Origin of the sequence: Phycicoccus endophyticus, from assembly GCF_011326735.1 — a bacterium.
Classification (GTDB): Bacteria; Actinomycetota; Actinomycetes; order Actinomycetales; family Dermatophilaceae; genus Phycicoccus; species Phycicoccus endophyticus.
Genome location: NZ_JAANCN010000005.1, coordinates 121,323 through 133,850, shown reverse-complemented (window position 1 = coordinate 133,850; position 12,528 = coordinate 121,323). Strand labels below are relative to the sequence as shown.

Below are 12,528 nucleotides of genomic sequence, written 5' to 3'. Positions count from 1 at the left end.
GTGCCGCGCGTCGCGCCGGAGGCCGAGGTCCTCCGCCGCCGGGTGCTCGGCTGGTACGCCGAGCACGCCCGTCCGCTGCCCTGGCGCGACCCGGCGACGCCGGCCTGGGGGGTGTACGTCTCGGAGGTCATGGCCCAGCAGACGCCGGTGGCGCGGGTCGAGCCGGTGTGGCGGGAATGGATGGCGCGCTGGCCCACACCGGAGGCGCTCGCCGAGGCGAGCCCCGGCGACGTCGTCCGCGCCTGGGGGCGGCTCGGCTACCCCCGACGGGCGCTGCGGCTGCGCGAGGCGGCGATGGTCATCCTCGAGCGGCACGGCGGCGAGGTCCCTGCCGACGAGGACGCGCTGCGAGCCCTGCCGGGGGTCGGTGCGTACACGGCCGCCGCGGTCGCCGCGTTCGCCTTCGGCCGGCGCACGGTCGTCGTCGACACCAACGTGCGCCGGGTGCTGGCCCGTGCCGTGGAGGGCCGAGCGCTGGCGGCGCCGTCGCTGACCGCTGCCGAGCAGCGGCTGGCCGCCACCCTCGTCCCGACCGCCGCCGCCGACGCGGCGGTGTGGAACGTCGCGGTCATGGAGCTGGGCGCGCTCGTCTGCCGCGCGCGTGTGCCACGGTGTGCCGACTGCCCGCTGGCGCAGGTCTGCGCGTGGCGGGCGGCCGGCAGCCCCGCCGAGGCCGGGCCCCCGCGGCGGGGCCAGGCCTGGGCGGGGACCGACCGGCAGATGCGCGGTGCGCTGGTGCAGGTGCTGCGCGAGAGGTCCTCCCCCGTGCCGCGCGGGGCGCTCGAGGAGGCCGTGGCGCAGCGCCTGCGGCGCCACGGCACGGGCCACCTCGAGCAGGTCGACCGGTGCCTCGCCTCGCTCGTCGAGGACGGTCTCGTCGAGCCGGTGCCCGACGGGACGGCCTTCGCCCTCCCGGCCTGAGCCTCGTCACCGTAGGCATGACGCCCCGTGCGCGTCGTGACCTATTGGTCGATTCGGTGACGGTGGGGTGTGCCTGGCGTGACCTATTGGTCGATTCGGTGACGGTCGGGTGTGCCTGGTGTGACCTATTGGTCGATTCGGTGACGGTGGGTCAGGGGAGGAAGTAGTTCGGGTTGGGCATCTTGAAGCCGCGGTCGGCGTGCCCGCCCTTGAGGTCGCTGTACTGGTCGCCGAAGTTGGCGACGATGTCGTACCCCTGGGCCTCGATGTGCGCCCGCGTCGCCGCCTTGTAGTGGATGGTCGTGCACTTGCCACCGGGGTCGCCGGCGCACGCGGCCGTCAGGTAGTCCGGGTAGTCGGCGACGTCCGGCTTGGTGAACAGCCCGTCCTCCCCGTCCGGAAGGGTCGTCGGCTCCGGGTAGCCGGCGTCCACGCCGACCCCGTCGGCGGTGAGGTTGCCGAGGGTCGCCTCCTCCTGCGAGCTCGGCCGCCCGGTGAGGAAGAAGACCGCGTACCCCTCGCGCTTGGCGGTACGGACCATCGTCACCATCCCCGGCGTCGCCGGGAACTGCTGGCCCTGCACGTACTCGGCGTTGGTCGTCGGGTTGTAGTCCCAGTTGCTCGCGACCTCGTAGTTCCACGTCGTCAGGGTGGTGTCGTCGACGTCGAGGACGATCGCCTTCGTCGCCGCGCTGCCGTGGCCGTGCCGGTGCCGGGTGCTCGCGCGGCTGTGGTGACGGCTGCCCAGCCAGCGCTCGCCGGCGGACGCGACCGACGAGGCCTCCTTGGCGTAGTTGCCGTGCGCGGCGAACGTGCCCGTGCCGAGGGGGTCGCCGTAGTAGTTGCGGATCTGCTGGCGCAGCACGTCGATGTTCGTCACCTGGTCGGCCGAGCGCGGGGTGGACGTCGTGATCGCCGGCTCGGAGCCGGCGCCGTAGGCGACGCCGCCTCCGACGAGGGCGGCGGCTGCCACCGCACCGGCCACGGTCGTGCGGCGGGAGAGGGAACGTGCGGACATGGGGTCCTCCTGGACGGGGATGGGCGGGAACGCTGCGGACGCTAGGCCGATCGGCGGGCGCGCGGGGGCTGCGCTACGCCCCGCCTCGCGAGGCCCTCAGCGCCTCCTCAGCCGGTCGCCCCCCTCGGGAACGCCGCGGTGGGGACAATGGCGAGATGACGCCCCGCACCCACCGGCCCGGCCCGTCGCCGGCCCCTCCGCCCGGCGTCACCCTGCCCGGCCGGGGTGCCTGATGCCCGAGGGCCACACCCTCTTCGCCCTCGCCCGTGACCTGCACGAGGCGTTCGCCGGGACCCGACCCACGGTCACCAGCCCCCAGGGCCGCTTCGCCGACGGCGCGGCGCAGGTCTCGGGGCGCGAGCTGCTCGCCGCGACCTCCCGGGGGAAGCACCTGTTCCTGGAGTTCTCGCAGGAGCGCTGGGTGCACGTGCACCTCGGGCTGATCGGGACCTTCACCCTCGATGCCGGGCCGTGGACGGCCGAGGCACCGGTCGTCGGCCAGGTGCGGATGCGGCTCGCGCACGGTGAGCACGTCGCGGACCTGCGTGGTCCCACGCAGTGCGCCGTCGTCACCCCCGACGAGGTGGCCGCGGTCCTCTCCCGCCTCGGCCCGGACCCGCTGCGCCCGGACGCGGACCCCGAGCGCGCCTGGCACCGCCTCCACCGGTCCGGGCGCACCGTCGCGGAGCTGCTCATGGACCAGGCCGTGGTCGCCGGCGTCGGCAACGTCTACCGATGCGAGGTGCTCTTCCGGCACCGGCTCTCGCCCTTCACCCCGGGCCGTGAGCTGCGCGCCGCATCCTGGCGCCTGCTCTGGGAGGACCTCGTCCGGCTCATGCCGCTCGGCGTCGCCACCGGAAGGATCGTCACGACCGAGGAGCAGGTGCGTCAGGTCGAGGCGGCGCTCGGGCGCGGGGAGCCGCCGCGGCTGGCCGAGCGCACCTCGGCGGTCTACCGCCGCCAGGGGCAGCCGTGCCCCCGCTGCGGGTCGCGGGTCCGCTCCCAGGTGGTGGCCGGCCGCACGCTCTACTGGTGCGGCCGCTGCCAGCGCCGCCGGTGACGCCCGGATACCCCGCGGCAGTCTCAGCCCGAAGCCAGGAGGGCTCCCACCTCCCCCGCCGCCCGGGCGAACTCCCGCGGGCCGAGGTCACCGAGCGGCAGCAGCGCGACGGAGTCGGCACCGGCCGCGGCGAGCCGGGCGACCCCCTCGGCCACCTGCTGCGGCTGCCCCCACACCTCGCAGACCGGCTCGGAGGCGGGGATGCCGTGCTCACGACGATGCTCCTCGACCCGGGAGCGGCCCTGGTCGCCGAAGGCGCACGGCACGAAGACCGTGACCTCGGGGACCCGCGTGCGCCCCGCTGCCGCCGCACCCGCGGCGAGCCGGCCGACCACCGTCCGCAGCCGCTGCGGCGGGTAGCCCCCCGGCACGACGAGGCCGTCGGCGAGCGCACCGACGAGCTCGAGGGTCCGAGGCCCCTCACCCGCGAGGTGGAGCGCGACCGGCCCCTGCGGCGGCCAGGACAGCCGGACGTCCTCGAGGCGCACGTACTCGCCGTCGACGGTGACGGTCTCCCCGGCCAGGAGGAGCCGAAGGGCCTCGGTGTACTCCCGCAGCAGGGTCAGCGGTGAGGCGGCGCGGGCCCCGGCCTGGGCCATCCAGCCCTGCACGCCGTGGCCGAGGCCGGGGATGGTCCGCCCGGGATGGAGACGCTCGAGGGTCGCCAGCTCCATCGCGGTGAGGGCGACGTTGCGCAGCGGCACCGGCAGGACGCCGAGGCCGACCCGGACCCGGGAGGTGGCCCCGAGAGCGGCGGCGGCCGAGGCGATGGCGCCCTCGCGGAAGCAGTCCTCCCACAGCCACAGCTCGTCCAGGCCCGCCTCGTCGGCGGCCCGGGCCGCGGGCAGGAGCGCCTCGGGCGCGAGGCCGGGATGGAAGATCGTGCCGAGCCGGGTCATCCAGCGAGTGTGCCCGCACCCACCGACATCACCGCGACGTCGGCAGGCAGGACGGTCGGGCACCGACCCGGCCGCCGACGCGAGGGACGCGGCGCCCCGACCGGTCCGTGTACGCCGTGGGCGAACGCGGAACAGCCCACCCGGGCCCCCGCGTTGTGACCTCCGTAGCCGCGAGGTCCACGGCCCTGCCGACAACGGTGGCGTCATCCCCGGGTCACGCGACTAGCATCGAGGGGACTCGACGTCAGGAGAAGCACCATGTTCGAACGGTTCACCGACCGCGCCCGGCGCGTCGTCGTGCTCGCGCAGGAGGAGGCGCGCGGGCTCAACCACAACTACATCGGGACCGAGCACATCCTCCTCGGCCTCATCCACGAGGGTGAGGGCGTGGCGAGCAAGGCCCTGGAGAGCCTCGGGATCAGCCTCGAGGCCGTCCGCGAACAGGTGCAGGAGATCATCGGTCAGGGTCAGCAGGCCCCGACCGGCCACATCCCGTTCACCCCGCGGGCCAAGAAGGTCCTCGAGCTCAGCCTGCGCGAGGCCCTCCAGCTCGGCCACAACTACATCGGGACCGAGCACATCCTCCTCGGCCTCATCCGCGAGGGCGAGGGCGTGGCCGCGCAGGTCCTCGTCAAGCTCGGCGCCGACCTCTCGCGCGTGCGCCAGCAGGTCATCCAGCTGATCTCGGGCTACCAGGGCGGCAAGGAGGGCGCGGCCCAGGGCGCCGGCGCTCCCGCGGGCGGGCCCGCCGAGGGCACCCCGGCCGGCTCCCTCGTCCTCGACCAGTTCGGGCGCAACCTCACCCAGGCCGCCCGCGAGGGCAAGCTCGACCCGGTCATCGGGCGCGAGAAGGAGATCGAGCGGGTGATGCAGGTGCTCTCCCGCCGCACGAAGAACAACCCCGTCCTCATCGGCGAGCCCGGCGTCGGCAAGACCGCCGTCGTCGAGGGCCTGGCCCAGGACGTCGTCAAGGGCGAGGTCCCCGAGACCCTCAAGGACAAGCAGCTCTACACCCTCGACCTCGGCGCGCTCGTCGCCGGCAGCCGCTACCGCGGTGACTTCGAGGAGCGGCTGAAGAAGGTCCTCAAGGAGATCCGCACCCGTGGCGACATCGTCCTGTTCATCGACGAGATCCACACCCTCGTCGGGGCGGGTGCCGCCGAGGGCGCGATCGACGCCGCGAGCATCCTCAAGCCGATGCTCGCGCGCGGCGAGCTGCAGGTCATCGGGGCGACGACCCTCGACGAGTACCGCAAGCACATCGAGAAGGACGCCGCGCTCGAGCGCCGCTTCCAGCCGATCCAGGTCGCCGAGCCGACGCTCGCGCACGCCATCGAGATCCTCAAGGGCCTGCGCGACCGCTACGAGGCCCACCACCGGGTGTCCATCACCGACGGCGCGCTCGTCGCGGCGGCCAACATGGCCGACCGCTACGTCAACGACCGCTTCCTCCCCGACAAGGCGATCGACCTGATCGACGAGGCCGGGGCGCGGCTGCGCATCCGCCGGATGACCGCACCGCCGGACCTGCGCGAGTTCGACGAGAAGATCGCGGCCGTCGTGCGCGAGAAGGAGTCGGCGATCGACGGCCAGGACTTCGAGAAGGCCGCCCGGCTGCGCGACGACGAGAAGACCCTGCGCACGGAGAAGGCCCAGCGCGAGGCCGAGTGGAAGTCCGGCGACATGGACGTCATCGCCGAGGTCGACGAGGAGCTCATCGCCGAGGTGCTCGCCGCCTCCACGGGCATCCCGGTCTTCAAGCTGACCGAGGAGGAGTCCAGCCGTCTGCTCCACATGGAGGACGAGCTGCACAAGCGCGTCGTCGGTATGGACGACGCCATCAAGGCGCTCTCCCAGGCCATCCGGCGCACCCGGGCCGGGCTGAAGGACCCCCGTCGCCCAGGCGGCTCGTTCATCTTCGCCGGCCCCACCGGCGTCGGGAAGACCGAGCTGGCCAAGACCCTTGCGGAGTTCCTCTTCGGCGACGAGGACAGCCTCATCCAGCTCGACATGTCGGAGTACAGCGAGAAGCACACCGTCTCGCGGCTCTTCGGCAGCCCCCCCGGCTACGTCGGGTACGAGGAGGGCGGCCAGCTCACCGAGAAGGTGCGCCGCAAGCCGTTCTCGGTCGTGCTGTTCGACGAGGTCGAGAAGGCCCACCCGGAGATCTTCAACTCCCTCCTGCAGGTGCTCGAGGACGGCCGGCTCACCGACTCCCAGGGTCGGATGGTCGACTTCAAGAACACCGTCATCATCATGACGACCAACCTCGGCACGCGGGACATCTCCAAGGGCACGCTCGGCTTCTCCGCCGGCCCCGACAGCCGGTCCGACTACGACCGGATGAAGGCCAAGGTCAACGACGAGCTCAAGCAGCACTTCCGCCCCGAGTTCCTCAACCGGGTCGACGACACCATCGTCTTCCCGCAGCTGACCCAGGCCGAGATCGTCCAGATCGTCGACCTGGAGATCGCCAAGCTCGACACCCGCCTCAAGGACAAGGACATGGGCATCGAGCTGACGCCGACGGCGAAGAACCTGCTGGCGGCCAAGGGCTACGACCCGGTGCTCGGCGCCCGGCCGCTGCGCCGGACGATCCAGCGCGAGATCGAGGACGTGCTCTCGGAGAAGATCCTCTTCGGCGAGCTGAAGTCCGGTGAGATCGTCGCCGTCGACGCCACCGGGGAGACCAAGGACGACGCGTTCACCTTCCAGGGCACGCCGCACGCCCGGGGCATCGAGCTGCCCGTGGTCGCGGCGGAGGCCTCCGAGGGCTGAGCGCCGCCCACCCGCCGAGGGCCCCCGACCTGCGCGGTCGGGGGCCCTCGGCACGTCCCGGACGTGAAGAATTCTTACGCATTCTTTACCCCATGCCCGCTGGGCCGGGCGCAGACTTGAAGGGCAAGGGCCTCCGGGGCGCCTTGCACGGCCCGCCACCACCCCTGCGGTGGCGGGCCGCTTCACGTCCGCAGACCCGCCGCGGCTACGCTGCCGGGATGGCGACGAGCAGCCCGGAGGCGCTCCCTCTCGACGGGGAGAGCGTCACGGTGCGCCCGGCGCGCACCGCGGACGTCCGGGCCATCCGTGAGCTCGTCGCGCCGCTGGCCGAGCGCCGCGTGCTGCTCGCGAAGGAGGCCGTCGCCTACTACGAGACCGTCGGCGACTTCGTCGTCGCCGAGGCCGCCGGCCGGGTGGTCGGCTGCGGCGCCGTGCACGTGCTGTGGGAGGACCTCGGCGAGATCCGCACCCTCGCGGTCGACCCGGCGGCCGCCGGCCGGGGCATCGGCTCGACCATCCTCGGCCACCTCCTCGAGCGGGCCGGGGCCCTCGGCGTCTCCCGACTGTTCTGCCTGACCTTCGAGACCGGCTTCTTCGCCCGGCACGGCTTCGTGCCGATCGACGGGCAGGCGGTCGACCCCGCGGTCTACGCCGAGCTGCTGCGCTCCTACGACGAGGGGGTCGCCGAGTTCCTCGACCTGGAGCGGGTCAAGCCCAACACGCTGGGCAACACCCGGATGCTGCGCCACCTGTGAGCCCGGGCCGCTCAGGCCGCGGGCCCGGCCCCCACGGAGTGCTCCGCGGGCGGTGACTCCTCGCCCACAGCGCCGGCGGCGTGCCGCGGCAGGGAGCGGCGCCGCAGGGCGAGGACGAAGACGCCGACCAGGCCGAGGAGCACCACGGTGGCGAGCAGAACGAGCCCCAGGCCGAGCGGCAGCACCCACCGTTGCGTGGCCGCCACGGCGTCCGCCGCGTCCTGCGCCCGGGACACCTCGCCGTCGACGAGGTAGCCGAGCGCCTGCTCGGCCTGGTCGCTCAGCCCGAGCAGGTCGGCGCCGAGGGCGCTCAGGGCGTCGCGGTCCTCGGCCGCCGCGTCTCGGGCGGCACCGACGGAGGTCATCGCCCGCGCGGTCGCGGGCAGGCTCGTCGCGAGCTCGGCGTAGTCGGCGTCGAGGGAGGCCTGCTCGTAGTCCTCGCGGACCTGCGAGGGCACGTCGAGCCCGGTGGCCGCCGCGGCGTCCTGCACGGCGGTGGCGGCCGCGCCCAGGGGCGCCACCGCTCCACGGATGTGCCGTGCCCGGGAGAAGTCCCAGGTCGTCATGGCGTCCCGGAGGCCCTCGGGGGGCAGCCACGCGCCGTCGGCCCGGTCGAGGGCGGCGTAGGCGCGCCGCTCCCGGGCCCGGGGCGCCAGCCGCTTGCGCTGGGCGTCGGTGAGCACCCAGGTGGCGAAGACCTTCGGTGCGGCACGGACACCGGCGCGGGTCTGGACCAGGTCGAGCCAGTCCTGCCACGAGGTGCGCCCACCGCTCGGGGTGACCAGACCCGCGGGGTCGTAGGCGCGCTCCCCGCGCACACCAGCCCCCACGACGGCGGCGAACTGCTTGTCGGTCAGCCCGGACAGCAGCGCGGTCATCACCCGGTAGGAGGCGGGGTAGGCGTAGGCGTCGACGTCGGCCGACCGGCTGCCGGCGTCGCCGGCCCAGTCGTTGAGCGGCACCGCGTCGGCGCTCGTCGGGCTCACCTCGGGGTGCTCGCGCGGCGTGCCACCGGTCTCGTCGACCGCCCGCTCGGCGGTGGCCTGCGCCAGCCCCTCGTACAGCCACCGCTGCTCGAAGCTCTCACCGGAGACCCAGGCGTGCGTCAGCTCGTGGAAGATCAGGTCGTCGTCGAGCTGCTCACCGACGACGATCTCGTCGCCGGTGGGGTCGAACCACCCGTCGTAGCCCCGCAGCGACGGTGAGGCGTCCTCGCGGATGCGCTGCAGCCCACCGGGCCACGGGGTGTCGACGAGCCGGGCGAGCACGGGTAGCCCGTCGGTGACCTTCTGCGCGACGAACGCCGACCACTGGTCGTCGTCCGGGAATGCCTCGAGGGTCAGCGGCATGTCCTCGACGGTGACCGTGCTCTCCGTGGTCGCCTGCGGGTCACGCAGGGACACGGCGGCCCACAGGCCGCCGTCGAAGGTGTTCTCGGTGGCCGTGTAGGTGGTGCTGCCCGCCGCCTCCTGCGGGCTGAAGCCGTCGATCGTGCTCGTGAAGGTCATCGACGAGGGCGCGACCACCTCGACGACGTTGTGCCCGGCGTCACCGGGCCCGTAGGCGACGAACGTCGCGTACCCCGGCCCCACCCGGGTGCTGTTCTCCGAGCGCGGGGGTGCCCCCGGGATCTCGAAGGTGAGGACGATGTGCCGGGTCTGCTCGTACTCCAGGTTGGGGAAGCCGATCCGGACCAGCTCGGTGCTCGGGTCGTCGGTGCCGGACACCTCGACGCCCAGGTCCGCCCCCTCGCTGCGCGCCCGGACCGCCTCGGCGCCGGCGGGCACCGGGACGCCGTAGGCGTCGAAGTAGTACGTGTAGACCCCGCCGTCGGCCTCGGTGTCCGGGCTGACGTTCTCCAGGTCGAGGGTCATCGTCGCGTGGACGACCTCGGCCTCGGCGTCGAGCACGTAGCGGCTGTGGGCGCTCGCGGACAGGCCCGTGGCCGCGGCCGCCGGCTGCGGTGCGAGGCCCACGAGCCCCCCGGCCAGGACGGCGACGAGCAGCGGAGCCGCTGCCAGGCGCCGTGTCCTCGTCATCTGTCCCTCCCGGTCCGCGCCCACCGGTCGGGGCGGTCGCTCGATGCTAGGCCGAAACTCGGCAGACCGGGTGCCCGGGCCGGCTCAGCTGGCCTTCTTCGCGCTGGCCTTCTTCGCGGCGGTCTTCTTCGAGGTGCTCTTCTTGGCGCCCCCCTTGCCGCCGCGCGTCGTGCCCTTCTCCGTGCTCCCGCCCGTCGAGGCATTCCCCCCGCTGGTGGCCTCGCTCGACGTCTCACCCCGGGAGGCCTTGGCCCGCTCGACCGAGCGCGAGAGCGCCGCGAGCAGGTCGACGACCTCGCCGCTGTCCTCCTCCTCGGCGGCACCCACCTCGACCTCGCCGCCCTCGACCTTGGCCCGGACGAGCTCCTTGACGGCGATGGCGTAGTCGTCCTCGTACTCGCCGGGGTCGTAGTCGCCGGCGAGCTGGTCGATGAGCATCCGGGCCATGTCCATCTCCTGCTTGGTGGCGTGCTGCTCCTCCTCGACGTGGGCGAAGTCGGCGCCGCGGACCTCGTCCGGCCACAACATCGTCTGCATGACGATGACGCCGTCGCGCACCCGGAGCACCGCCATCGTCATCCGGGTGCGGATGGAGACGGTGACGATGGCGACGCGGCGCTCCCGCTCCAGCGCGTCGCGCAGCAGGACGTACGGCTTGGTCGCCGACCTGTCCGGCTCGAGGTAGTAGGACTTGTCGAGCCACATCGGGTCGATCTGGTCGGCGGGGACGAACTTGGTCACCCCGATCTCCTTGGAGGTCCGGCTCGGCAGGTCGGCCAGCTCCTCGTCGGTGAGCACGACCATGTCGCCGTCCTCGGTCTCGTAGCCCTTGGCGATGTCGTCGTAGCTGACCTCCTCGCCGTCGATCGAGCAGAACCGGCGGTAGCGGATGCGGCCGCCGTCCTCGCGGTGGACCTGCCGGAACTGCACGTCGTGGTTCTCCGTCGCGGAGTACAGCCGCACCGGGACGTTGACCAGACCGAAGGAGACGGCACCCTTCCAGATCGCGCGCATCGCGTGTCACGTCCTCCTGCGTCGGCCCGGCGCCGCGGCGGCGACGGTGCGTCCGCCCAGCGTAGGCGCGAGGCGGGCTCGGCGGGAGGGTGCGGGGGTGCCGGTGGAGGGCCCGACGGTGGCGCCCAGCGCACTCGGTCGAGTGCGCAAGTGGCTGCTGGGGCGACCACGAGCGCACTCGAGCCCGAGGGGGACGCGGCAGGATGGGCGCATGCGCCCGATGCTCGCGACCGTCGCGGACTCCCCGCCGGCCGGTGACGCGTGGGTGCACGAGGTGAAGTGGGACGGCATGCGGGTGCTCGTCGACGTGCACGACGGCGCGGTGGTCGTCACGAGCCGCACCGAGCGCGACGTCACCGCCGCCTTCCCCGAGCTCGACGGGCTCGCCGACACCTACGACGACCTGCTCCTCGACGGGGAGGTCGTCGCGGTCGAGGACGGGAGACCGAGCTTCCACGCGCTTGCCGACCGGATGCACGTCAGCGGGCGGGCCCGGGCCCAGCGGGTGGCCCGCGCGCGGCCGGTCACCCTCATGGTGTTCGACCTGCTGCGGCTCTTCGGGGAGGACCTCACCGGGCAGCCGTGGTCGGCGCGCCGGCGGCTGCTCGAGCAGCTCGCCCTCGAGGAGCGCTCGTGGCAGGTCCCCGACGTCCACGACGACGGCGCACTGCTGCTGCGGGTGACCGCGGAGCAGGGGCTCGAGGGCGTCGTGAGCAAGCGGCGCTCCTCGCCCTACCTGCCCGGGCGTCGCTCGGCGGACTGGCGCAAGGTCGCCCACCGGCGCACCTACTCGGTCGTCGTCGGCGGCTGGCGACCCGAGGACGGCTCGGGGGCCTCCTCGGCCGGCCGGCTCGGGGCGGTGCTCGTCGGCCTCCCGGACGGCGTCGGCGGCTGGCGGTTCGCCGGCCGGGTCGGCGCCGGCCTTGCCGGGGCCGCGGGGGCCGCCCTGCTGCGCCGGCTGCGGCCGCTGGAGCGGGCGAGCTCCCCGTTCGCCGAGGAGGTCCCTCGCATCGACGCCCGCGGCACGACCTGGGTGCAGCCCCGGGTCGTCCTCGAGGTCGCGACCCTGGAGCTGACCGCCGGCCACCGGCTGCGCCAGCCCTCGGTCCTCGGGGTGCGCACCGACCTGACGCCCGAGGAGCTGGCGGAGGTGGAGGAGGGTGGCTGAGCCGGAGACGACCCGGGTCACCGTCGAGGGGCGCCGGCTGCGGCTGAGCAGCCTGGACAAGGTGATGTACCCCTCGACCGAGACGACCAAGGGCGAGGTGCTCGACTACTACGCGCGGGTCGCGGGGGTGCTGCTGGCCCACCTGCGCTCCCGGCCGGTCACCCGGGTCCGCTGGCCGCACGGCGTCGCGGACCAGATGTTCTTCGAGAAGAACCTGCCCGCGGGCGCGCCCTCGTGGCTGCCCCGGGTCGAGGTCGACGACGTCACCTACCCCCTCGTGCCCGGGCTCGCGGAGCTGACCTACCTGGTCAACCTCAACTCCCTCGAGCTGCACGTCCCGCAGTGGACCGTCGGGCAGGACGGCACCCGCGAGAACCCGGACCGGCTCGTCGTCGACCTCGACCCGGGAGCCCCGGCCGGCCTGCGCGAGTGTGCCCGGGTCGCGCTGCTCGTCCGCGAACGGCTCGAGCGTCTCGGCCTGGAGCTCTACCCCGTCACCTCCGGCAGCAAGGGGATGCAGCTGTACGCGCGCCTCGGGGGCGACCTCTCCTCGTCCGAGGTGCGCGACCTGGCCCAGCAGCTCGCCCAGGAGATGACCAAGAGACACCCGGACCTCGTCCTGTGGCGGATGACCCGGTCGCTGCGCCCGGGGAAGGTCTTCCTCGACTGGAGCCAGAACGTCGCGGCGAAGACGACGGTGAGCCCCTACTCGCTGCGCGGCCGTGAGCTGCCGCAGGTCGCGGCGCCGCGCACCTGGGCGGAGGTCGAGGCCGGCGCCGAGGACGGGGGCTCCCTGGAGCAGCTGATGATCGAGGAGGTGCTCGAGCGCCTCGACCGTGACGGTGACCTGTTGGCCGGCCTGCCCTGAGGTCCCGG

The 12,528-nt window shown here is 73.7% G+C and carries 10 protein-coding genes; 6 read left to right on the top strand and 4 right to left on the bottom strand.

Features of this window, described 5'->3' with window-relative positions; genetic code table 11:
- Window positions 1-921, top strand: a complete 921-nt coding sequence (locus G8D98_RS07610; protein ID WP_275944342.1) for an HhH-GPD family protein — start codon at window positions 1-3, stop codon at window positions 919-921.
- Between the two features lie 151 nt (window positions 922-1,072).
- Here G8D98_RS07610 and G8D98_RS07605 read toward each other — a convergent pair whose 3' ends face one another.
- A complete protein-coding gene (locus tag G8D98_RS07605) occupies window positions 1,073-1,939 on the bottom strand; it encodes an HAD family acid phosphatase (RefSeq protein ID WP_166101231.1) in 867 nt (288 codons plus the stop codon).
- Between the two features lie 232 nt (window positions 1,940-2,171).
- Between G8D98_RS07605 and G8D98_RS07600 the strand changes: the two genes are divergently transcribed.
- Window positions 2,172-2,999 (top strand): Fpg/Nei family DNA glycosylase, encoded by an 828-nt coding sequence (locus tag G8D98_RS07600; RefSeq protein WP_166101228.1) that lies wholly within the window; start codon window positions 2,172-2,174, stop codon window positions 2,997-2,999.
- Between the two features lie 23 nt (window positions 3,000-3,022).
- On the opposite strand, the gene G8D98_RS07595 is transcribed toward G8D98_RS07600, so the two are convergent.
- Window positions 3,023-3,898, bottom strand: coding sequence for an LLM class flavin-dependent oxidoreductase (locus G8D98_RS07595; RefSeq protein ID WP_166101226.1), 876 nt, complete (start codon window positions 3,896-3,898; stop codon window positions 3,023-3,025).
- Between the two features lie 258 nt (window positions 3,899-4,156).
- Between G8D98_RS07595 and G8D98_RS07590 the strand changes: the two genes are divergently transcribed.
- Window positions 4,157-6,676, top strand: coding sequence for an ATP-dependent Clp protease ATP-binding subunit (locus G8D98_RS07590; protein WP_166101224.1), 2,520 nt, complete (start codon window positions 4,157-4,159; stop codon window positions 6,674-6,676).
- A 218-nt stretch (window positions 6,677-6,894) separates the two neighbouring features.
- Window positions 6,895-7,431, top strand: a complete 537-nt coding sequence (locus tag G8D98_RS07585; RefSeq protein WP_166101221.1) for an amino-acid N-acetyltransferase — start codon at window positions 6,895-6,897, stop codon at window positions 7,429-7,431.
- A gap of 11 nt (window positions 7,432-7,442) precedes the next feature.
- On the opposite strand, the gene G8D98_RS07580 is transcribed toward G8D98_RS07585, so the two are convergent.
- Both G8D98_RS07580 and ku read right to left on the bottom strand, forming a co-directional pair.
- Complete coding sequence (locus G8D98_RS07580) at window positions 7,443-9,470, bottom strand: hypothetical protein (RefSeq protein WP_166101219.1); 2,028 nt, start codon at window positions 9,468-9,470, stop codon at window positions 7,443-7,445.
- A gap of 84 nt (window positions 9,471-9,554) precedes the next feature.
- Entirely contained in the window at window positions 9,555-10,484 is a 930-nt protein-coding gene (gene ku, locus G8D98_RS07575; protein WP_166101217.1) for a non-homologous end joining protein Ku, read from the bottom strand.
- A 211-nt stretch (window positions 10,485-10,695) separates the two neighbouring features.
- Between ku and ligD (G8D98_RS07570) the strand changes: the two genes are divergently transcribed.
- Both ligD (G8D98_RS07570) and ligD (G8D98_RS07565) read left to right on the top strand, forming a co-directional pair.
- A complete protein-coding gene (ligD, locus tag G8D98_RS07570; RefSeq protein WP_166101214.1) occupies window positions 10,696-11,652 on the top strand; it encodes a non-homologous end-joining DNA ligase in 957 nt (318 codons plus the stop codon).
- Entirely contained in the window at window positions 11,645-12,520 is an 876-nt protein-coding gene (ligD, locus tag G8D98_RS07565; RefSeq protein WP_166101212.1) for a non-homologous end-joining DNA ligase, read from the top strand. The genes ligD (G8D98_RS07570) and ligD (G8D98_RS07565) overlap by 8 nt, the downstream gene beginning before the upstream one ends.
- The last annotated feature ends 8 nt before the right edge of the window (window positions 12,521-12,528 follow it).